General features: G+C 61.2%; 14 protein-coding genes. 10 read left to right on the forward strand and 4 right to left on the reverse strand.

What is annotated here, in order from left to right; translation table 11 throughout:
- Positions 1 to 190: 190 nt before the first annotated feature.
- Positions 191 to 1,384, forward strand: a complete 1,194-nt coding sequence (locus AC0L2A_RS10065; RefSeq protein WP_473608582.1) for an IS91 family transposase — start codon at positions 191 to 193, stop codon at positions 1,382 to 1,384.
- Between the two features lie 557 nt (positions 1,385 to 1,941).
- On the opposite strand, the gene AC0L2A_RS10070 is transcribed toward AC0L2A_RS10065, so the two are convergent.
- Positions 1,942 to 2,817: a hypothetical protein gene (locus AC0L2A_RS10070; RefSeq protein ID WP_473608583.1), complete on the reverse strand. Its 876-nt coding sequence runs from the start codon at positions 2,815 to 2,817 to the stop codon at positions 1,942 to 1,944.
- 336 nt (positions 2,818 to 3,153) lie between these two features.
- Here AC0L2A_RS10070 and AC0L2A_RS10075 point away from each other — a divergent pair, with 336 nt between their 5' ends.
- From AC0L2A_RS10075 to AC0L2A_RS10090, 4 genes are all read left to right on the forward strand, one after another.
- Positions 3,154 to 4,905, forward strand: coding sequence for a phospholipase D-like domain-containing protein (locus AC0L2A_RS10075; RefSeq protein ID WP_473608585.1), 1,752 nt, complete (start codon positions 3,154 to 3,156; stop codon positions 4,903 to 4,905).
- 123 nt (positions 4,906 to 5,028) lie between these two features.
- Positions 5,029 to 6,120, forward strand: a complete 1,092-nt coding sequence (locus tag AC0L2A_RS10080) for an endonuclease/exonuclease/phosphatase family protein (protein WP_473608586.1) — start codon at positions 5,029 to 5,031, stop codon at positions 6,118 to 6,120.
- A gap of 104 nt (positions 6,121 to 6,224) precedes the next feature.
- Entirely contained in the window at positions 6,225 to 7,979 is a 1,755-nt protein-coding gene (locus AC0L2A_RS10085; RefSeq protein ID WP_473608587.1) for a hypothetical protein, read from the forward strand.
- Complete coding sequence (locus AC0L2A_RS10090) at positions 7,955 to 8,572, forward strand: hypothetical protein (RefSeq protein ID WP_473608589.1); 618 nt, start codon at positions 7,955 to 7,957, stop codon at positions 8,570 to 8,572. The genes AC0L2A_RS10085 and AC0L2A_RS10090 overlap by 25 nt, the downstream gene beginning before the upstream one ends.
- A gap of 466 nt (positions 8,573 to 9,038) precedes the next feature.
- On the opposite strand, the gene AC0L2A_RS10095 is transcribed toward AC0L2A_RS10090, so the two are convergent.
- Positions 9,039 to 10,238 (reverse strand): IS256 family transposase, encoded by a 1,200-nt coding sequence (locus AC0L2A_RS10095; protein ID WP_473608590.1) that lies wholly within the window; start codon positions 10,236 to 10,238, stop codon positions 9,039 to 9,041.
- Between the two features lie 571 nt (positions 10,239 to 10,809).
- Complete coding sequence (locus AC0L2A_RS10100) at positions 10,810 to 11,976, reverse strand: IS110 family RNA-guided transposase (protein WP_127257056.1); 1,167 nt, start codon at positions 11,974 to 11,976, stop codon at positions 10,810 to 10,812.
- A gap of 78 nt (positions 11,977 to 12,054) precedes the next feature.
- On the opposite strand from AC0L2A_RS10100, the gene AC0L2A_RS10105 reads away from it, so the two are divergent.
- From AC0L2A_RS10105 to AC0L2A_RS10120, 4 genes are all read left to right on the forward strand, one after another.
- A complete protein-coding gene (locus AC0L2A_RS10105) occupies positions 12,055 to 12,795 on the forward strand; it encodes a hypothetical protein (protein WP_473608591.1) in 741 nt (246 codons plus the stop codon).
- Positions 12,796 to 12,957: 162 nt separating this feature from the next.
- Positions 12,958 to 14,772, forward strand: coding sequence for a hypothetical protein (locus AC0L2A_RS10110; RefSeq protein ID WP_473608593.1), 1,815 nt, complete (start codon positions 12,958 to 12,960; stop codon positions 14,770 to 14,772).
- Positions 14,772 to 16,316, forward strand: a complete 1,545-nt coding sequence (locus tag AC0L2A_RS10115; RefSeq protein ID WP_473608594.1) for a hypothetical protein — start codon at positions 14,772 to 14,774, stop codon at positions 16,314 to 16,316. The genes AC0L2A_RS10110 and AC0L2A_RS10115 overlap by 1 nt, the downstream gene beginning before the upstream one ends.
- Complete coding sequence (locus AC0L2A_RS10120; protein ID WP_473608595.1) at positions 16,313 to 21,640, forward strand: FtsK/SpoIIIE domain-containing protein; 5,328 nt, start codon at positions 16,313 to 16,315, stop codon at positions 21,638 to 21,640. The genes AC0L2A_RS10115 and AC0L2A_RS10120 overlap by 4 nt, the downstream gene beginning before the upstream one ends.
- On the opposite strand, the gene AC0L2A_RS10125 is transcribed toward AC0L2A_RS10120, so the two are convergent.
- Entirely contained in the window at positions 21,628 to 22,080 is a 453-nt protein-coding gene (locus tag AC0L2A_RS10125; protein ID WP_473608596.1) for a hypothetical protein, read from the reverse strand. The genes AC0L2A_RS10120 and AC0L2A_RS10125 overlap by 13 nt on opposite strands.
- Before the next feature lie 132 nt (positions 22,081 to 22,212).
- On the opposite strand from AC0L2A_RS10125, the gene AC0L2A_RS10130 reads away from it, so the two are divergent.
- Positions 22,213 to 23,346, forward strand: coding sequence for a cysteine desulfurase family protein (locus tag AC0L2A_RS10130; RefSeq protein WP_473608597.1), 1,134 nt, complete (start codon positions 22,213 to 22,215; stop codon positions 23,344 to 23,346).
- Positions 23,347 to 23,375: the final 29 nt, after the last annotated feature.

The following is a 23,375-nucleotide window of genomic DNA, read 5'->3' on the forward strand; positions in this document are numbered from 1 at the left end:
AACGCTTCACCCCAGCCGAATGCGCCAACTACTTCAAGGCAGCTGGATACGACCCAGATTAAACAGGACGCGCTCTAAATAGCACCGCCTTCTACACCAAGGTTGCAACCCGCACGGTGCGCACCGTCACGAGCCCGCTCGACAAGCTTGGCCTCTTCAAGCCGGAAGAGATCTCACCCGACGGCTGAGCGTGCGCGCCTCGATCGAGGTTGCCGACATCTTCCGCACTGCCGGGCCCGCCTACCGGGCCGCCCATGCAGGGCATCTGACACTGCAGCAGCTCAAGGTCATGTCGGCGATCGAGCACTGCCGCACCGCGGCCCTTGGCGGTCACGTGGAGGCCTGCGAGGACTGCGGCCACTGGCGCATCGCCTACAACTCCTGCCGCAACCGGCACTGTCCAAAGTGCCAGGGTGCCGCGGCGCGGACATGGCTTGCCGAGCGCGAGGCCGACCTGCTGCCGGTCGGCTACTTCCACGTCGTCTTCACGCTGCCAGCCGAGGTCGCCGACATCGCCTTCCACAACAAGGCGGCGGTCTACGACCTGCTGTTCAAGGCGGCGTCGGAGACGATGCTGACCATCGCGGCCGATCCGAAGCACCTGGGCGCACGCATCGGCATCACCGCCGTGCTCCACACATGGGGTTCGGCGATGACGCATCATCCGCACGTGCACATGATCGTGCCAGGCGGTGGCATCTCGCCGGACGGAAGCCGCTGGATATCGTCGCGTCCCGCCTTCCTGCTGCCGGTGCGGGTGCTCGGCAAGCTGTTCCGCCGGCTGTTCCTCTCCCGGTTGGTCGCGCTGCACGACGCTGGCCGGCTCGCCTTCTTCGGCGCAATTGCTCATCTCGCGCAACGGCGGGCATTCCTGCGCCACCTGTCGCCGATCAGGAAGAAGCGCTGGGTGGTCTACGCCAAGGCGCCCTTCGCCGGCCCGGAAGCGGTGCTCGCCTACCTGTCGCGCTACACCCACCGGGTGGCGGTCTCGAACAGCCGCCTCATCCGCCTCGACGAGAGCGGCGTCACCTTCCGCTACAAGGACTATCGTCGCGAAGGCGCCGACCGGCAGCAGCTCATGACGCTCGCAACCGACGAGTTCATCCGCCGCTTCCTGCTGCATGTCCTGCCGCGTGGCTTCCATCGCATTCGGCATTGCGGCCTGCTTGCCGGTTCCGCTCGCAAGGCCAGCCTCGCGCTTGCTCGTGAACTCCTGAACGTCGTCGCACCGTCCGACGATGACACCACGGACGAACCGGACAACTTTCGCCCGCCATGCCCCTGCTGTGGCGGCCGCATGATCGTCATCGAGGTGTTCGAACGATGGAGGCAGCCGCGCGGACCGCCACACGGTTCCCCGTCGACCGGGAGCAGCACGCCATGACCCGGCATGGAAAGGTTCAGCCTTCAGCTGCAGGCACTCAGCCTCCGGCAACGGATCGACGCACGGCTATGGTGATTATCGACTCCGACAGAGCCGCGCCCAGCCGCCCACCGTTCGGACAACACCGCGCGGAGGCGCAACGAAGCGGTCTGTCCGCATTCACCCCAGAGCTCCTCGACGGCGGTCGCGCCATCGCCGACATCTGCCGAAATCCGAAATCCCCATAGCCATCGCCTGTGGCCCGCGGGTTCCTTCCTCGGGGACTTTCGTACGCCTGCCGGCGCCCGAAACTCTTCACGTGAGCGGGCTGGCGGCTCTGGCCTGCAACAAAGCGGAAGCGGACACTGCCAATGGCCTTAGGCTTTGGGGGCTCGCTAAATATCGCTTCATGCCGACTCGGTCCCATGCACCATCCGCGAGGACGGCGGGTTGCGGACTCAAGCCACCGATCAGGGGCGCTCAGAGTTATGGCTCGGCTTGGGATCGGACTTCGCGACGGTGGCGCTTTCGGCCCGAAGACCTTTGGGGGCATTCAACTATCGTCACTTTTTGAACGATCATTCTTTATTATCATCGGGGACCTGCCAGGGCTCATCGTACGAGGCGATGTACAACCCAGGCGCCAGCGTGCCGTGCGCCTGCATGACAAGGGTGGCGGCGAGCAGTTCAGCATGGAGTTTCTGGAAGCGCGCATAGTCGACATCAGACAGCGTTACCGAACCGTCTTGGCCCGTGGTTATTGTCCACCCAAGAGCCGTCGCGGCGCCAGCCCAATGGGCCCGCGGATCACCGTAGGGCAGCGATCCATCGGTGTTCCAGGACAGCAGAGCATCGGCCATCGTGGCACGAGTCCATTGTTCCTCCGTCGGCGTGCCGAACCACAGATGCCCCAGCAGTTTCTTATGCTCCTCGGTAAACGTGAAGCTGCCGTCTGCCCCCAAACTCGGCGGAGGGACCCCGCCGCTCGTTCGAATGTGGTCGGCCGAAGCCGGCCCCCACGGGAGCACATAGCTACCGGGCGCAAGTTCGCCCATCCGCAGCACTACAATCAGAGCATGCAGCGCATCTCCCAGTGCGCGACCGACATCATCGGCCTCCTTGTTGCCTATTACAGACACCACCGGCCCGACGAAATCCGGCGTCCCGAACGGCGTGTAGGGAGACACCTGTGGCGCGCCAATCCCGTTGCCATCCCACACCAGGACCAGCTTGCGCATCAGAGCGACGTCCTCAACGTCCACATAGATTGGTTGATCGAATGTGGCTGAATCGGGAAAGGAATCCTCGCTGGTCTTGTCGAGTTCGCCACGCTCATACGATCGGGCGATGGTCTCGAACTGATCGGCGAAAGACGGCGTTGCCGTGCCAAGCGCCAGGCAGGCGATCACTGAAATCGCAGCGGACCGTATCGTCTTCAAGGTTTTCGTCCTCATTTGTGTCCTCCGTGGGTGTTCGGATAGCGGCCCAGAATGCGAAACTTTTGAATCATCAATGACCAGGCTTGTCGGGATGAAACGCACTACATTTGCGCCTTCGAGGGTTCCCCCCAATTCGACGACGCGCTCGGGAGCGCCGCACGGAATTCTGGGACGGAAATTTGGAAGGCCCCCGGACCGCGTCGCATAGATCGCGGTAATCCCGTCCCCGACCATGGGGCCCCAGGAGATCCACCGCGTCGATCCCTAACGCGACCGCGATGACATCTCCAGATGTAGAGCTAAACTGCCGCCCGCGCGAGTCCGCTTCTACAGGTCGCCGAAATATTCGGATTGGCCGTCGATCCGAGGATACTTCATTGTGACAGCAAGTGCCGCTACTATCGCCAACTGACTTCACGAGGAGGGGGCGAGATGCGAGTAACACAGTCAAGCGGCGGTCTGAAAGTCAATGCCATCGCCGGGACCTACGTGGTGACGTTCGGTCTCGATCTCCCGCAGGACCAGTGCGACAACCTGATGGGATTTTCGTTCCATCGGCGGGATCACAATGAGGATGAGGCCTACTTCCTCGAGGCGATGAAATGCTTCGCCGAGACAGATCCCGGCTTTCCCGCGGGCGCGCAGTACCCGACGAACGAACAACCGATCCAGAGCTTTCAGTGGGCGGATTACTCCGCCAAACCGGGCTATGGCTACACGTATACGATTACAGCCCTCAAAGGATCTCCCACCGCTCTTACGCCACACGCTGTCGTTGCGATTGAGGTCGAGACCGAGAACCCCGAAGGCGGCGACCACGATGTTTACTTCAATCGCGGCGTTGCCGCCTCGCAGGCGTATGTCGCACGCTTCGGCAATCGAAAGCCCAAGGACGTCCAGAACAATCAGGCCTGGATCTGGCTATCGCGCGGCCTCTATGAGGCGATGGAAGCGTTCGTCAACGACGCCCAGCCAGGCATGCATTCCCTGCGCATCGCCGCTTATGAATTCCACTATTTGCCTTTCCTCAAGGCCGTGAAGGCTGCCATCGGACGCGGCGTGGATGTGGAAGTGATCTATGACGGCCGCGAGGCAAAGCCCGGCGACGCGAACCGGGCGGCGGTGATCGAGGTCGACGCGGCCGGCGGCAGCTTGCTCGGCAATCGCTGCAAGCAGCGCAAGACCAACCCATCCTACATCTCGCACAACAAATTCATCGTGAAACTCGAGAACGGACAACCCAAGTATGTGTGGACCGGCGGCACCAATTTTTCGGACGGCGGAATCTTCGGCCACTCCAATGTCGCGCACGTCGTCGAGGATCCCGACGTCGCGCAACGCTATCTCGATTATTGGACCGCGCTACACGACGATCCGGCGAACGCCGACCTCGCGCCGATCACCGAGCAGTTGACGCCCCTCCCTGCCATTCCCCCGCCTGCGGGAACCAGTGTCGTGTTCAGCCCGCGCTCGACCCTCGATGCGTTGCAGTGGTACGCCGACCTCGCCATGACCGCGCAGGAAGGTCTCTTCATGACCTTTGCCTTCGGCATGCATGACCTGTTCAAGGATGTGTACCGGACCAGCCCGGCGCCCTTTCGCCTCGCCTTGCTCGAAAAAGCCACCCGCCCGCTCAAGGAGGGCAGTCCAGAACGCATCGCTGAAGAGCAAGCGATCCAGGACCTTCGCAACATGCCGGAAAACACCTTCGCGATTGGTTCGCTCATCGCGACCAACAAGATCGACGGGTGGGTGAAGGAGACCCTGAGCGGTCTCAACGGTAACGTGAAATACGTGCACAACAAATTCATGATCATCGATCCGATGTCTGACAATCCGGTGGTCGTCGGCGGCTCCGCCAATTTCAGCGCCGCATCGACCAACCAAAACGACGAGAACATGATCATCTTCGTCGGCAACAAGCGCGTGGCCGACATCTATCTGGGCGAATTCATGCGCCTCTACAGCCACCATGCCTTCCGGGAGTCCCTGAAGTGGCGGGAGGCGGACGACCCACCCAAGCCGCTCCGGACGGACGCCTGGTGGTCGGACTATTTCGGCGACACCGAGCGTTCCGCCCGTCGCCAGTTCTTCGCTCGCTAACTCTCGGGGTGACCATAACCGCCTGTCCTCGCCGCATCCGCTTCGGGGCGGTATTTTACACAATTGCCAAGCGACCAAACCATCCGGGCCAGCTACGTTTCCATAAATTCAAAGGGGGTAATCATGAACAAGGTTCTGTCCGCTCTGCTAGTCGCGATCTCAACACTCGCCCTTCCCGCATCTGCTGCTGAGCTCAAACTCGGCAACTGGAACGTGCAGACGCTTCTCTATGCGGGCGACCCGGTGACGGTGTTCCCTGGTGACTACATACGGCAGCCGCAGGACCATGCAGACTTGAAGGTTTGGCGAGACAAGGCCGGAGCCTCGGTCTTTTTTCTCCAAGAGGTGAGCAGTCCCGCGGCGATCAATGAGGTGTTCCCGATTTCTGATGGATGGGCCCATTGCATCAGCGGCCAGTTTGCCGCCGATGAAGGATTGGCGACACCGGGTCCGATATGCACCAAGGCAGGTGATACCCCGGTCAAGCCCGCTGGAGCTGAACGTCACCAATACACGGCGGTTGCTTGGCGGTCCAATGCCGGGGTCACGGCGACTGCCGACCTGCCGCAGCTCAACGTCAAATCGGACGATGGCGGGACCGTTAGGGACGTGCGTTGGGGTCTGGATGTCACAGTAACGACAGGCACGACGTCGGTGCGGGCGCTGGTGGTCCACATGAAGTCTGGGTGCTTCGACGACCTGATTAACTTCCGCCTGTTCACGGTTGACCCGTCAACCACCCCGCCGACTAGCAACGCCTGCGACACGCTTGGTCGACAGATGTTCCCGCTGCGGGCTTGGGTCGAAGCGCGGCAGAACGCCGGCGATCCCTGGATGGTGGTCGGCGACTTCAATCGGCGCCTCGATGCCGGCGCCGGCCGCTTCCAGGACGAGGTCTGGCAGGCCGTCTCGGGATACTCGCCAGCAGCTGATCTACACGACCGCGACAATCGTCCGGACATTGCGCTGTTCCGCGCACCCTACAAGGAGCCGTCGCTCTGCTGGGCAGACACGTCCAACCCCTATCCAGGGTCCCTTCCGGCGGCCGACGACTACAACATGTTACCGATTGAATTCTTTGTCTTCGGCGACAAAGTACGGCAGTTGGCGGTCGCCAACTCCGATGGTCAGGTCCCATGGACGCCCTCAACCCCCGCCGATCATGAACGGCTTTCCGATCATTGCCCGAGCACGCTCTCGATCAGATTGCCATAAAGGCGATGACAAGGGAGGCCGCGCCATCACAGGCACCGTCGCGTTGGTCTAGGGTGCGAGGGAGCCTTATGAGGGGGCTCGCACTCTTTGCAAAGGCCCCGCGTGTGCCATTGGTAAGCGTTGCGGGGGCGGCCGTCGCGTTTGCGCTATTGCCGGAGGCGCGCGACCTTCTGATCTATCCGCACGACTCCGGACGCGTCGTGGGTTTGGTCCTCGCGATCATCGTGCTGTGGTCACTGCCACTATATGTCTGGACGAGGCGGCGCGGCCCCCCGGAGAGCGCGGGCCATATCCTACCCGGTGTAGTTGCGGCAGCACCCTTTGGGATTTTGCTGGGTGCCGTAGCGTTCACAAAGTCGCTCATTCTGTCGTGCAACGTGATTTCTTCGTTGGCAACCATGCAGCGATGCTTGGAGACCGTTCACAATGCTGACTTCGGGCTGCTCGATGCCGCTGTAAGCGCGCCTGAAAGGCCGTCTTGGGCTCCCGTCCAGGAGGCGCTTGCAAATGGCGACAATCTGGCATTCGGCCTTTGGATCGGTCTCGCGGTCGTCGCCTGTCTTGTCCTTTTGGATTATTGGCTATGCCGCCGGTTTCCCGGGCCTGGGCAAAGGGCCCGAGTCTCGTATCCGATACTGGCGCTCGGCTTGGCCGGCCTTATCGTCGCGTTGGCAGCGCCCGCTTCACTGGGCGAGTTATCGGGTCCACTCGTACTGACACCCGTTCTTTTCGGAGGCTGGATCGTCCCGCTCGCCCTCCTAACTACCGCAGTCGCCATTCCGATCCGGGTCTTGGCCGCCGTTGCCTTTATCGGGCTTGGGGTGTTTTCGGCCAAGTTTCAGCCCGATTACCATGACCTCCAAACATTTGCCTCGCGCGATTGGCAGCTAGCACAAACTCGGCCTGACCGCGACGTCATCCGACAGTCAATGTTGGCCGACAGCACCAACGAGTGGCTCGTCGCCAACGGCTGCGATGCGGCGAATCCTGCAGCCTGCGAAACGCGCCCAATCATCATCGCCGCCGAGGGTGGCGCGAGCCGCTCCGCGTTCTTTGTGAGCACCGTCCTCGGAGCCCTGCTCGACGTGGCCTATGCGCACCCGGATCAGTACGCCGACCCGGCAAAGCAGATATTCCTCCTTTCAGGCGTTTCCGGCGGGTCGTTGGGAGTGACGACCTTTCGAACGGCACTGGTGGACTCGCCCGGCGGCTCCAGGCCACCCTGCATTGCGGCAAGAGCGCCATGGGCGGCGACCCCCTCGATCGCTGATCCCTCGAAAAGTTGGCGAATCTGCCTTCAGTCTTTGGTGGCGGGCGACTATCTCACCTCGACTGTCGCGGGCATTTTGTTCCGCGACCCCTTTGGCAGCGTGCTGGGAGGTGATCGGGCCGTTGCGCTCGGGACTGCAATAGAGCGGCATTACGCCTCTGCCATTGGCCTCGAAGAGACGGACTGTGAAGCCAGCGAGACACCGCAAGGCCTATGTCGGCCCTTCGGCTACCTTCGGGCGCAGGGCGGCTGGGAGCCTCTGCTTGCGCTCAATGCCACGGATGCCACAACAGGACGGCCTGTGATTGTCTCCGATTTCCAAACGGCCATCGCGGATTGCGCGACGCGCCCTTGCGTCGACCTATTTACCGCCGCGCACAACATCTTTGAATTTATCGGGCACACCGCCAGTCGGCCGCCCGAGGTAGCCGCAGATGAAGCGCCTTCCATCAACCCAGGCCTTGGAGAGGGACACGACATAAAGCTTTCGACCGCAATTGTGCTGAGCGCGAGGTTCCCGCTCGTCAGCCCTGCGGCCATCGTCAAGAGGTTTCCGCCTACGAGGTGCCGAACGGTCTTACCAACGTGACCAATGCGAGGCTCGTGGACGGAGGATATTTCGACGACAGCGGCCTCGAGATGGCAAACAAGGTTGTCGCCTATCTTCAAAAACTCGGGCTAAGGCCTGTCGTGGTTCTGCTCCGATCCTCGCCAACGGCAAAACCCCAGTACTTCCTTGCGGGTCGACCACTCGTTGGAACCCGACGCCAAGCGAGCTGGACAACGCCTTTGAAGCCATGGACCGGCAGCTGGCTTGATGACGTGGCAATGTACCTCAAGGAGCCCTTTGATGCGCTGTACATGGCTCGAACTGGTCATGTAGAGGCCGCAAGGGAAGGCCTGTTCGCCCTGAGCGAATTAGGGGGCATCCAGATTATCGAACTCGCGAACTACGTTCCAATCCAGCCGGTGATCGGGACGGCGAAGGTCAGAGCCGCGAAATATTGCTTTGATGCGCCATCAACGAACGAGTTCTCACGAACTGATCTCTACAAGGCAGTGGTCAGCTGGTCACTTTCACCGCTCGCTGAGCGGGCGCTCGACGCCGAATTGTGTGACAGAGACAACGCAATTTGGTTTGGAAACCTCATGGACGTTCTTCGCATCTCAAAAGGCTCTTAGATTCGAAAGCAGCGACACCTGCCACGTTTCCGGGGGGTGTCATCTTGCCTGAGCCTGCTGAGCCTCCGATCATGCCACGTCTTCCGCCCTTTCCGGCTTGGGTTTCGGGGAGGACGAGCCGAGCGGGATGTTCCTGAGACTCGATCGTGAAGCCTACCCTTCTTGTTCCGTCCAAAGCATGCCAAGAGAGCATTTACTTGAAATCCCGCGTCTTCACTTTGATCGGTTCGACCTTCAATAGCATTGGCCTGCCAGATTCGGACTGAGGACTTGCCCTGATCGGAAAAAGGCCTGCCCGGGCAGCTACCGACCTGCTTTGGAAGGCATGCCAGAGGACCTGCGGCGGTCTCGATCCAGTTACAGACTATGCGACGCACGGGTACGTTTTCGCGGTGCGGATCGTGCCCACTGGCGTGGTGTAGCTGACGGCACTGGACGCCGTGCTCTCCGGCATGGGCCGGACTGATCAGCGCGCCACTGCCGGCAGGCTGATGAGCGGATCATCGCTCATCTGGCTGATGGTCTCAAGCGTCATGTAGCGCGCCCGCTGCACGGCCCATTCATCATTCTGTTCGAGCAGGAGGGCGCCGACGAGACGGACTATGGCATCGTCATTGGGGAAGATGCCGACGACCTCGGTCCTGCGCTTGATCTCGCCGTTGAGGCGCTCGATCGGGTTGGTGCTATGCAGCTTGGCACGGTGCTCCTTGGGGAAGGTCATGTAGGCAAGCACGTCGGGCTCGGCGTGGTCCATGATGGTGGCGAGCTTGGGCACCTTCGGCCGGATCTGGTCGGCAACGGCGCGCCATTGGGTGCTGGCGGCCTCGGCCGTCTCCTGGGCGAAGGCGGTGGCGATGAAGGCCGAGGCGACGCGGCGCCCGCTCTTGCCGGCATGCGCCAGCACGTTCCTCATGAAATGGACCCGGCAGCGCTGCCATGTCGCGCACAGCACCTTGGTGACGGCCGCCTTGATGCCTTCATGGGCATCGGAAACGACGAGCTTGACGCCGCGCAGGCCGCGGCGGGTCAGCTTGCGCAAAAACTCCGTCCAGATCGGCTCGGCCTCAGACGTGCCGACCTCCATGCCCAGCACTTCGCGCCGGCCGTCTGCGTTGACACCGACGGCGATGATGACGGCGACCGAGACGATGCGTCCGCCGCGGCGCACCTTCAGGTAGGTGGCATCGATCCACAGATAGGGCCAGTCGCCCTCGATGGGCCTGTCGAGGAAGGCCTTCACCTTGCCGTCGATCTCCTCGCACAGCCGGCTGACCTGGCTCTTGGAGACGCCGCTCATGCCCATCGCCTTGACCAGGTCGTCGACCGAGCGCGTCGAGATACCCTGGACGTAGGCCTCCTGGATGACGGCGATCAGCGCCTTCTCGGCCATGCGCCGCGGCTCAAGGAAGCTCGGGAAGTAAGAGCCCTTCCTGAGCTTGGGGATGCGCAGCTCGACGGTGCCGGCCCGCGTCTCCCAGTCTCTGTCGCGGTAGCCGTTGCGCTGGACAAGCCGCAGTGGGTTCTTCTCGCCATGGGCCGCGCCGGTGGCGGCGCCCACCTCCAGCTCCATCAGCCGCTCGGCGGCAAAGCCGATCATCTCGCGCAGGATATCGGCATCGGGGGTCTTCTCTACGAGCGTGCGCAGGTTCATCATGTCGTTGGTCATCGATGGTTCCTTCGAATCAGGTTGTGTCAGCAACCCAACCCTACCGAAGAACATCGATGACCGCCGCTGCGCCGCTCGCTCGCTTGTATGGGCTAATCTTTGTCAAGGTGATCTTTCAGTCGTTCCGTCTCCTTGTTCAGCTGTGGCGCCCCATTTGTTCCTGCTTTGGCTCCGGGGTTCATTGGGGGCGCCGCGCGCAGTGACGGTCAAGGGTGGGCCTTTGGCCATCGCGAAGCGACTTGCCCTTGATGGTCACGAGCACGGCGGCAGCGTTACATTGAGCCGGCAGGTGGCCTGTTCGTAGAGGTCTATAACTTGCAAACCGAGGGGAGCTCGCCATCCGGCGCCGTAAACGCGCCGCAAGCTTGTATGCGGTTGACCCTCGCGGATCAAAAACCATGATGCAGCCATACGCATCGGCGGCGAAGCTCCGGGCGGTGGGCCCATTCTACAGCGCGGCGTCGTAAGCCATGTGAGCGGCCGGGATCACCACCACCTCGGATCGTTATCGGCAGACGCTATTGCAGCTGCCAAACTTCAATGCTCGTCCTGTCGAACCCTCCTCCATGCTTTATACCGGACGCAGGGCTACTCCCGTCGGGATCTCGCCGGTCGTGACAAGTCGCCAGAAGGCAATCAGTAGCTTGCGCGCCAAAGCCACGATCATTGTCTTGCGCGTACCGCCACGGCCATCGGCCGTTCTCGCGCAAAACCAGTGCGCCAGCGCGCTGTCCTTTTGGAATTGGAGGAACCGCCAAGCCAGTAGGATCATGCCGTAGCGGACGCGAGCGTTGCCGGCCCGCGCAAGACCTTTCTCGCGCCTGCGTTGGCCGCTCTCATCCGGCGCCCCGGTAAGTCCGGCATAGCGGGCGACGGCTCTCCGATCACGCAGGCCGCGTGAGAGAATCTCATTCACCAGCATGTCCGCAGTCTCGATACCGACACCGATGATCCGCGCAAGAAGGCGAACCATCGCGAGCGGACCCTTCTCCGTGTCCGGAACCACCGAGAGCTGCCGCAACCGCTCCTGTTCGATCTCGTGGATTTGTTCACGCAACAGGTGAAGCCGTCCGAGATTACGGCGCAACTCGGCTCGGCTTCGTTCCGGTAGGGGCATACCTTCCGCCGTATGCAGAGCCTCCAGTTTCTCGGCAGCTTTGCGCAGATTGGGTTTGAAGGCGCGAATGCCGAAGCGAGCGAGGATTGCCTTGATGCGGTTGACGATCCGTGTACGTTCGCGGACGAGATTGTCTCGTTCACGGTTCGGACGGCGGGCCTCCTCCTCATTGATGGTTGGGATGGCTGCCATGCTGCAGTGGCGCTTCTCGCCCCGCAGCCAGCCAAGAAAGGCGCGCATCAGCAGTTCGGTATCGAGGCGATCGGTCTTGGCACGCCGATGTTCACGGGAAACCGCGACGCTCGATGGATGTATGACATAAGCTTCGACAGCGCGCGCCTGGAGCCAGCGCGCCAACCAAAAGCCGTCGCGTCCAGCCTCATAGGCGACAACGATGCGCCGGACTTCACGCCCGGCTTGGATGGCTTCGCTGCGCCAGCGGCGCAACAGCCTGAACACCGAATCCGGGTCGGCATCGAGCTTCTTGAGAGGGTTACGTTCAAAGCCAGGGACCGTCGCAGCTATGAGCCACTTTGTCTGGCTCATCTCAATCACTGCGACCAACGTGCTGTCCTGATCAAGGGCGGTAAGGGATTTGCTTGCATCAAACGATGGTGACATGGGGCGCTCCTTAGGTAGCTGCTCAACAGCGTCGAGGGTGCCACACGCTCGCCGCCGCCCATAGCATCTACAGCGCTGTTGAGGGCGCGCTCGCGAGCGGCTTCGCTATCGCCGACCTACACCACGCGGTGGCACACGACCGCGGTGCGATGCGGCCGCGACCTGAAGCTCATCGACGAAACAGCAGGGATCTACGCGATTCCGATTGCCGATGCCCTCGCGGCGGGTGTGGTCGAAGTCAAGCAGCTTCATCGATTGCAAGCCCTCGATGGCGCCGGCCAAAATACGTTAGAAGTGCGTTCCGCAGCCTGTGCAAAAGACGGTCGGCTGGTGATCGAAACAGCCGAAGGCGCGCTCCTGCGCGAAGGCGACCCGACAGGTGCAGGCGTAATTTTCGAAGCCCTGTCCGATCCCGTGGAGGCGTCTCAAGCCTTAAGTTCACTAACCGAACGTGTTGACGCGAAGGCAATTGCCGAGGGCGATAGCATTCGTATGTCGATTCGAGCAGTTGATGGCAAAGAGAGGTTCAGTTCGCTATTTCAGCCAATCGGGCTTGATGCAGCGCTCGGCTCATTTACGAGGGTCGAAGCCCTGGACCTCAGGGTTGCAGTCGATGATGGCACCTCGCGCGCCGCAATCGATCTCCCGGGACGGTTCTTTGCACTAATCGACGGCAAGGGCCATCAGCTCCTCGTCGACTCCTACATGGCCGGAAGCGCTCTCGTCGTGTCGCTTGGAGACGGGGCTTTCCTCACGGGCATTCCGTTCAGCAGATTTCTTGTGATCGTGCGCTGCTCGGGCTTTCGACCTGCCAGCTAGCGCGCGGCCAGCTTCAGCGATCGGCTCGTGAAGATCACTGGGGTTGTATTGTTGTGTTTCACGAGTTCTACAGTAGTCTGCAAACTGACTGATTTTCATGGGGCTGCGCTGGATTTCCAGGACGGTCGTCAGCGCAAGGCGGCAGTCGTGGGGGGATAGAGCATGCCGACCAACAACTGGATCCGATTTCTTCGGAACTACGGACCCATTCCGACCAACGATAACATGTACGACGAGACCATCCAGCGGGCGTTGGCTCGCTTGAAGATGCAGCCAATCGAGCTGCCGGCCCAGCATCTGGCATGGTTGGTCGACAATTTCAGGTCAGAAGAATGCCAGTCCATTATCCTCACGGGCACCGCCGGCGACGGAAAGACCTATCACTGCCGACGCGTGTGGCTAGAGCTTGGAGGCACGATTGAAGATTGGAATGGCGGAGAGAAGATCCAGCGCCTCAGCTTGGGGTCTCGCCAACTCATCGTCGTCAAGGACCTAAGCGAGCTTCGCTCCGACGAGAGTAAACCGCTGATCGAGCAGATGGCGTGGGATGTCGCAGACCCCAATTCCCCCAGGGTCTATCTGATGGCCGCCAATCATGGCCAGCTTCTAGAAAAGATGAAGACCGCCGGCAGCGACAAGACGACAAGCGCTCTTGTCGAGGTGGTGGAGAATCTCCTGGTCGTTGGCCGCAGCGGGAACTCTGCGATTAAGCTCGATTTGAGGGATCTCAGTCGGTCTGCCGCCGCCGTAATGATCGATCAGGTCATCGATGCGGTGACGCTGCACCCCGGTTGGGACGGCTGCGCGGATTGTCCGGCGATGAATGGGGCAACCTGTCCGATCCGCGAGAACCGCGAACGGCTGGTCGGAACCCACGACAATGGTCTCTTCCGGCGACGGCTCGGCAATCTGGTCGAAGCCAGCGAACAGAATGGTGGTCACTTTACCATCCGGCAGGTTCTATCCCTCGTCACGAACATCATTCTTGGCCATCCCGACGCACGCGACGGACTAATGGCGTGCACCGATGTCGTCGAATTGGCAGCTGCGGGAACCGCGGAGCGAGCCAGTCCGTACCGCAACGTGTTCGGCGGCAACTTGAAACCAAGCCGAGCGGAAAGAACCGAACCCTTTCGCAAGCTCAATCTGTTTGGGATCGGCTCGGAGACGAGCAACAAAGTCGACAATATGTTGGTTTACGGCGCCGACGATCCGGCGCTAGTGGAGACCTACCGGGCCTTGGTGCAAACCGATCAGGTCTACGGCGAGACGCCGGCCTATAAACGGGCACAACAGTCCTACCTCGAGGGCGACGATCCGAGCGCAGTCGCACGCTTTCTCGGTCTGCTTCGCGGGCAGCGTCAGCGCCTGTTCTTCACCATCTCCGACGAGCTGGCAGATACGCTGGACCTCTGGGACCTGACCGTCTTTCGGTACGCCGGGCTCTATCTCGAGACCAGTCGCGCGTTGGCCGAGAAACGAGCATTGCCGCGGCAGGTGATGCCCATGCTCATGCGCGGGCTGAATCGGGTTTTCACCGGCATGCTGATCCAGAACCAGGACGAGCTGGTCCTTGCAAGTTCAGGAAGCCAATCGCAGTCGAGGACCAGTCCTCTGCTGGAGGAATTCGTGTCCGTCGCCCGCCGGGCTGGCGAGGAAGTGGCGTTGCTCGGTGACGGGGATGGAGGCATGAAGCTGGTAGTTCGGCTTGCGCGTGATGATCCGCCTGAAGTCACGCTGCAACTGTCGACGACCCGCTTTGAGTTCTTGGGACGTGTGGCCGAGGGCGCACTGCCTACGAGTTTTTCGCTCGAGTGCCACGAGGACCTTCTCGCGTTCAAGGCACGACTGCTGAGCGCCGTCGAACGGCGGCGATTCCTTGATGGAGACGATCGCAGTGACGGGATCGTCCTCAAGTTCATCGACCTCAATTCTGACGGCCGTGCATCATCGCGAAGCGTCACGGTGAGGCTCTGATGATGGAGATCCTGAAACGCCCTATTTCCCATGAGGATCGCACAGGACCAGCGTTCTGGGTCGACGAAGCGATCTGGGGGCATCGCCTGCATGACGAACAGACGCCCTGGCTGATACTTCTTGAATTCCTTGGCGTGCTCCGATCCGAGCAAGTCGCCGGCCGCGCTTTTGCGGAAGGGGAGTTCAACGCACTTTCCTATCGTCCGCAGACACAATTGCGATTGCGCAATCTCATCTTCAATAATCCCTACCTTTTGACCATCGGGGCAGAGGGGCTCTCCGACGATGCAGCCTGGACCAAATGGCTGGAGTTGATGGAACAGAACGCCGGCGGCCTCGACAGCCGGGACTTCAGTTATCTCCGCGGCCGCTTCGACTCCTTCGATGATTTTGCCTCTGTGGTGGGGTTCTTGCAGTCGTCCGCCATCGAAGGCGCCAGCAACAAACGCTGGAGTTCAAAGTTCGTTTTCCCTTTCGGCCCCAGCGCGCTCTATGAGGATGCCGCGGTGACGGCGTCTGGTGTCTCAACCGACAGGCGATTTTTTGCCCGAACCGGCGAAGTTCTCTATCTGATGCTATGCCGGTCAAAGCGGGCGGCCGAGCTCCGGGACCGACTGGTCGGAAAACTCTTCGAGCAGCCTACCGTCTACGATCGGCTGGTCGCTGCGCTGCAAGGCGAGCCACAACTTGCCGAGCGTGATCGGCCAGGCGCCTACCTGCCCTGCTCGACCCACCCGATCTTCGATCAGCTCGCCGAGGATTGGATCGCCATTCTGGATAGCCCGATTTCGGTGTTCGACGCTCTGCCGCACATCGTAACCATCACCGGGCTCAATCTTGTTCGATACCAGCTTGACCGGCCGCGTGAGCTGCTCGACTCGGTGCCCATTACGATGATCTGCGAGATCGTATCGCCAAAAAAGACCGTGATCCGTGACCTTGCGGCGGACTCTTTCCAAGCGAACAATGCGCTGCCCGGCCTTGCCATTGAACATTACGTCCGCAGTGCCGAAACCTCTCATGAGTGGCAGCTCGCCGTTGCATCGGACGATGCCGTCCTCAGCGCCGCGGAGGTCCTTGGCCGCCAATTTGACTGGCCCGACCCTGACGACCTACCGACCGGGATGAGCAATCCTCGAGACTTGATCGATGAGCTCGTCGGCAGGGCGAAGACAAGGCACGCGCAACATGTAGGCAAAGTTCATTCGACCTGGGCGCGGCAGATCGGATTGAGCTCGCGTCGCTCAAGCCGGCGCGTGCGCTACGCACCGACCGACCGCCTGCTCAAAACGCTTGTCGTCTGCTGCGTGAGCGAGCGGATGGAGTTCAAGGACTTTCTTGCCGCCCTTCACGATCGCTACGGCTTTGTGATCGGAGATCAACAGGCCTCGAGCATCATCGGCGCCGGAAAAGCCGATCAGGAAGACTTCTCCGACAATGCACGGCGGCTGGAGGAACGGCTGATTAGTCTCGGACTGCTCAACCGGCTGTCGGACTCGGCAGCCTATGTAGAAAATCCGTTTCGCCGCGAGGTGCGAGCATGAACGCTCTCGATCTGATCGGCACGGCAGGCGCTGCGGCGCTCCAAGAGCGCCTGCAGGGCCTCGGGGCCGACAGCGGCACCGCTCGTTTCATGCTCGATCGCCTCACCGGACCCCAGGTTGCCGCGATCGTCAGGCAATTGGTTTCTGACCTTTCGATCCAGTCGCAAGTCAAGATTGCTGTTCCCCGCGCACTGGTCGATGGCCAGGGTCTGCCCGATTCCGTGATCACCGATGAAAGGACCGTGGCGTGGCGTCATGCCGAGTGCGACCATCCCGCGCTCCTTATCGCGAACACCGACGATGATCAGGGCGCTTCACTGCACGATGTGGCGCTGATCGGCGCCAAGGAACTCAAAGAAGGACCCGCCTATTGGGTTCTCCCCGCGTCCGACGGTCTGGGGTTACCGGTAGAGCACATCGAAGCATGGCACATTGCCCTCAAGGCCCTGTCCAGTGTCGATGATTGGCCACTCGCTCAGCTCAGCAACTATGTTGCCATGACGCGAGCCGCGATCGACAGCATGTCGCTGCCCGTGGCGGACGCACTTGGCTGGGCGCTGCCGGCACTGCAATTGCCGCGCGACACAGGATACTTCCGATCGCAGCGGCCAAAGGACCTGCAGCAGCAAGGCCGCTGGAGGCGCCTCTACGACAAACTCATCACTGACCGTAGGCCACTGCTTTCCAAGCAGCGGCCCAATCGCCAGCCGATCGAAGCCGACGAGCTGCGGGACCAATTCGAGACGGTTCGAGACGAGATCGCCGCCGAGCTGCACCCGGTGATCGAGGCTTTCGTCGACTCGCCGGCCGGGTGGCGCGAGGCGACCGAAAAGCTCGCTGAGCTCGAGTGGGAACAGGACAACATTCTTCTCATCTTCTCGGGCCTCAAGCTCAAAAAGCTGAAGCTTCCGGAAGAGACCGCTCAGTTTTTCGACTATGAGCGTCCCGATCGCCTCAGCGACCCGGACAAGGCCTATCTCGGCGATCTCAAGGGTCGATCCCTCAAGGAATCGCGAGAGGACGACCGAGAGTTCTTCGAAGCTCATCGGGAGGATCTCGCGGCCAACAGGCAGTTGCGCGCCAAATGGGAAAAGTTCGTCTACGGACGCCCGATTGAGTGCACGGATTTCCTCGATGGCTTGGTCCGCAGCATCGAGCGGCTCTTTGCCCAGCTTGGCACGCTCAAGATGCCACGCGGGATCGAGATCCGGTCTTCACGCCGGACCAAGACGCAATGGTTGGACATGAATGTCGACGTGGCCCGCGCCTTCAGCCTCAAGTATAAGGCCCTGCGTCAGGTTCTCCCACCTGCGGTCAGCTGGGACACGCCGCACATTTTCGAGTTCGAAAGGCTCCTCGAAGCCGCAAACAAGAGCCGGAAATTCCGCGAGAATGTCTCGACGTCGCGCGCAAACATTCAGATCAAGTTCGATCTCACTCTGACTGTGGGAAGCGGCCCCGGTGCGGAGAAAAACACGGTTCAGTTGATCTGGCGGGCCGAGCCAAACGCGATCGGATTGGCGTTGCCCGATGACCTGGCCAGGCTCGAAAAGAACCCATTCGGCATTGCCGAAGTGTCGCGCATGCTGGTCAGCAAGAAGGGAGCGATGCAGTCGGTGTCCCTCGCCGACGTAGGCACTTTGCAACCCTCCTTCCGCCAGGATGCCGGATCGTTGGTTCCACGATCGACCAATGTCGAAGACTTAAGCAAGGCCCTGCCCAGGACCATCAAGGCAGCCGTCGCGGGCGGTCGCATGACGCCGCCTGCCGGCGCGGACCTTGGAGAGACATGGACTACCTTCGTCGCGGGCTACTCGGCTGCCATCGAAGATTGGCGGGCGAACGGCATGGGGGGAACACCCCAGCTCGAACAGGCCGATTTGTATGCAAGGCTACTTGAGCAACTTCGTAGCTCGGCGCCAGGTGACTTAAACCGGCGGGACCTGTGGGAACCGATACTCAGGATCGGGACGGTTCAGATTGCAGGTTCGACGCCGGCTGCGATCGTAGCACCTTGGCACCCGATGCGGATGGCCGCCACCGCCGTAAAGATGCGATCTCTCTGCGGCCTGATTGATCACCTTCTCAAGGCGGAAGAAGTCAATTTCGGCGACCAGCGGCTCTTTTTTGTCGATCTCCGGTCCGAGCTCGCTCACCCTTACTATCCGGAGGCAGTACCGGGTTTCAACGGAGGTGAAGCGGTTCTCCTGACTGAGACGAGTACACTCAACGATTACAGCTTCATGGAACGGCCGGTTCGCGATCCCTCGGAAGCGTCCACCGATGTGGATCCGGCCGAGGCTGCTCGTGAGATCCGCGGGCTGATCGGCCGTTATCTCGACTTGCAGCCGCATGAGCGCGCCAATCTCAGCATCATGCTCTACAACTGCGATGCTGCTGGCCTACCATTGGCCACGGTCAACGCGTTAGGGTCAGTTCACGAAGACGAGGTCCACTGCAACGTCCTCGTCCGCCATCGAGACCGCTCGAAGCTCAACAAGGTCTATACCGATCTCCTGGATCAGTCAGGCAACGACCCCGACGCCATCGTCGTCAGTGAAACGTCGCTCAACTTCATGTCGAAGCTCAGAATTGGGGTGATGCTTGAGGGAAGTACGGGGCGGCGCGCACCTGACGAGCGCAGCGTGGACGTGGCGTTCCTGCATGATGTCGTATCGCGTCAGGCCAGGGAGGCCTGGTTTTCCGTTCCTCGCAACGACGACACAAACCCGTCGATCGCCGACCACGTGCCGCCTCGCTGGTCGTATCGCCGGGTCGTGGGAGAAGAACAACTCACCGCAACAAGCTACCTGGTTTCGCCCCGCCAACCTCTGGTCGGCTGGTCCTATCTCGACGCTCTGGCGGCCGTGATCCGCAAACAGTCGCATCGCGACAACGAGCATTACCTGCCCGCGCGTCAGATTTCGCTGCAGGACCATGGCCTGGAGGCCATGTTCAAGGATGTTCACGGCTTGGCCGAGTGGGTCGCCACTTATGACGACCTTCTCGACAAGCGGCAGCTCATGGCGCAAGGCATCAAGGTCATCCGATATCGGCGCGAACGGACGCACGGTCGCAACATGGTCGTGTCCTCGACCTCGGACCTGCGCGTCCTGCCGGTACTTGTCCGTCGACGTCTCGATCAACTCAGCCTGGGGCTCAGCGACGACCGTCTATCGGCGCTTGCCGAGAGGATGATCGCCGACGCGACGGCCATCTCTGGAGATGTCATACTGCGTGCGGCCAAGCGCGGCGTATCAGCTGGGGAGTTGATAGGCCTGGTCCTCAGTCGTGCACTTGTTGCTGAGGAGCTTTTGAAGCGTCCGGCATCGTGGTTCCTTCTCGACGACTACGCGCAATGGCTAGGCCAGCGAGAGGAAGGGATCGCCGACATCCTTGCGCTCAGCGTCGACCCGGGGCCCGATGGGCGCCCCAGGCTCCGTGCGGTTGTGACGGAAGCGAAGTATGTCGAGTCCAGTGGTCTGGCGGAAGCCAAACGTCATTCTAGCCAGCAGTTGCGACAGACAATGCGCCGGATCGAGGACGCGCTCTTCGGCGATCCGGGGCGGCTTGACCGTGACCTATGGCTTTCGCGTCTTGCCGACATCCTGCTCGACGAACCCTCGGCTCTGACCGCGAGCTTTGCGCTCGAGGAGGTGAGGAATGGCATCCGCAACGGCACGGTGGAGATCGATCTAAAGGGCTATTCCCACATTTTTGTTTCGGGCCCCGCAGACACCGGTGGCTCCCCTGGCGACCAGGACGAAGTGACCGAGGTCCGAGGACTGCAGGAGATCTACACGCGCGAAGGTCTGCGGCAACTGATCAAGGCATATGAGGCCTCAGAAACGTTGATGCCGATCAGAAGCGCCCTGGGAGATCGCAGGCCGTGGGAGTCATCTGAGTTTCGCGCGCCGGCACCGCGCGTTCGGTGGACCAAGAGTGGCCCAGCCAGTGGTACCGGCCCCGAGCGGGGCGCCCCTCGGCCGAGCCCTCCGCCAACGACACCCGCGCCGCTTCCGCCCGAGTCCAACGTGAGCGCGGGAACAGCGCCTGTTGCCGATGCCGGCGAGGCTGAGCCTAATGCAGATGCCCGCTCCGCCGCGCCTGATCGGGAGGAGCAGGAGGCGGCCGGACCGATCTCAGGGGACAACGAGAGCTTCGCCGACTTGGTATCTCGGAGAGCGGGGCAGGTGCAGGAGGCGGCTGGCGAGGACGAACAATGGCTCGAGGCCACAGCCGGCCGGCTGCGTACCGCGCTTATGGGTTACAATCTACAGGCCAAGATCGCTGGGATGCGATTGACGCCAAACGCCGCCTTGGTGCGATTTGTCGGCAGCGACCGGCTGCGCGTCGAAGACATCGAGGCGAAACAGTCCGCCCTTCTGACCACGCATGGCCTGAGGGTGATCTCCATTTCGCCGCTGCCCGGCGAGATCGTGGTGGGCGTGGCAAGAGCAAAGCGGCAGATTGTCTCGATGTGGGATCTCTGGGAACGCCGCGCCCTGAACCGCAATGCCGCCGGTCTCAACACGAGCTTCCTCCTCGGTCTGCGCGAGCTGGATGGCGAAATTCTCTATCTCAACTTGGGTGGGCCCTTCGCCGGCGTGTCACAACACGACCCTCACACGCTCATCGCCGGCGCGACGGGCAGCGGTAAATCGGTGCTGATCCAGGCGCTGATCCTCGACATCGCCGCGACCAATCCTAGCGCCCTGGTGCACATTCACCTGATCGATCCAAAAATGGGAGTCGACTACTCCGCGATAGAGCGGCTGCCGCATGTGAAGGGTGGGATCATCATTGACCAAGCGGTCGCCATCGAAATGATGGAAGGGCTCGTCATCGAGATGGACAGGCGATACGAGCTCTTCAGGCAAAGTGGGGCTCGCGACATCCGATCGTTCAACATCAAGGCTGCGCCAGAAGCACGGCTGCCGATGAAGTTTCTCATCCACGACGAGTTCGCCGAATGGATGCTGACCGAGGATTACAAGGGTGCCGTCACCTCGATCGTTTCCAGACTCGGGGTGAAGGCGCGAGCCGCCGGCATCCACCTGGTCTTTGCGGCACAACGGCCAGATGCCGGGGTCATGCCCGTTCAGCTGCGTGACAATCTCGGCAATCGGCTGATCCTCAAGGTCGCGAGCGTCGGAACGTCAGAGATCGCCCTCGGGACGAAGGGTGCCGAGAACCTGCTCGGCCTTGGGCACCTGGCGGCGCGGCTGAGCGGCGAGGCCTCTACCGTCTTCGCTCAGGCACCATTTCTTTCCGACGAGGACATAGAAGACGTGGTGTCGGCGATCGCGGCTCAGGACGGTTGAGCTGGCAAAACCGGAGGCGCGGGAGGACAAAACAGGGGGGCGAGGGCGTAAATGACTCCGGCGCGCGAAATCGCCGCCGCGACCCACAACAGGAACTGAATGATCTTCACCGTCGAGGGCGGCCATTTCTTGTCCTTGTTCTTGATCGAGACCGCATAGTCGCCGTCGAGCTTGTTCAAATTGGTAATGTAGAGGCTGAAGGCCTGGCTGAAGCGACCCATGATGAAAACGCTGGCGATACTCACGACGGCCGCGAACAAGAAAATCGCGACGGCAATGAGCCGATCGGTTTTGAGCTGGGATGCCGCGAAGTACCACAAGCCGCCGATTGCCACCGAGAACAGCGGGGGAATCTTGTAGAGGATGTCGTTCATCGCTCTGAAGTGGGCGTATTGCTCTTTGTAGATTTCTTTGACGCTGACGTCGTTGCCTTCGGGCATGGGGATGCGCATCTCCTGTTCCGCCAGTACTCTATCAGCAAATTGCCTGGGCCTCGACCGTGGGGCCGATTTCGAGTTTTTCCCGTTCCGGATAAGGTTGAGCTTGATCCGAAGACAGAGTCACACGCGCCCATGCCGATATATCTTGATGGTCACTCGACAACACCATTGGCCCCAGAGGCGATGGAAGCGATGGCACCTTGGTGGCATGCTCAGGTTGGAAATCCGCACTCACCTCACATGAGCGGTATGTTGGCGTCACAGGCCGTTGAGACTGCGCGCTCGGAACTCGCGTCCCTCATCGGCTCTGATCCACAGGAACTCGTCTTCACGTCCGGGGCGACCGAGGCAAACAACATCGCGATAAGGGGCATTGCTCTCGCCGCGCTTGAAGGTGGCATCGGGCGGCGTGACATTGTCGTATCGGCCATCGAGCACAAGAGTGTGCTGTCGTCCGCGCGGTCGTTGCGCAGTGCCGGCTTCCGCATCATCGAAGCGCCGGTTGATGTGAACGGCATCGTCGATATTTCAGCTCTCGAACGGTTGGTCGGCATCGAGACGCTCTTGGTGTCGGTGATGGCGGTCAACAACGAGGTGGGATCCATCCAACCGCTCGCCGATGTCGTTCGTATTGCCCGTGCCGCGGGGGCCCTCGTGCATGTCGATGCTGCACAGGGGGCCGGCAAGCTGCCTTTGGACTTTGCGGAGTTCGATTTAGCGAGCCTATCGTCGCACAAAATGTACGGCCCAATGGGCATCGGTGCGCTGTTCATATCATCGGCCGCTTCTCTCCGACCGTTGCCGGTGCTATTCGGCGGCGGTCAGGAGGCTGGCGTGCGCCCTGGAACCGTACCGACGCCGCTCGTGGTCGGGTTTGGCGCGGCCGCCAAGGTCTCCAGGACGCGGCTCGTAGCGGACGCCGCCCATTCAGGGCGGCTGTCGGCTCTGTTCCTCGAAGAGTTGCGCAGCAGGCAAGTGCAATTCATCGAGAATGTTTCCGCGCCGAGTCGGGTACCCGGAAGTTTGAGTCTGAGATTTCCCGGTAATGAAGCCATGTCGATAATAGTGAAGGCCGGTGATCGTATCTCTATTTCCGAAGGATCAGCTTGCACGAGTGGGCAGATTACTCCATCGCACGTCCTACTTGAGATGGGATTTACTCATCTAGAGGCTACGGATACTATCCGTTTATACTTCTCCCGCTACAATAGCGAGGGGGACGCCATGGAGGCGGCCGCGGTGCTATCAGCAATAGTAGCGCGCTAGGGATTGCCAACTGGCGACACTCTCCAGTA

The organism is Mesorhizobium sp. WSM4844 (genome assembly GCF_055811775.1).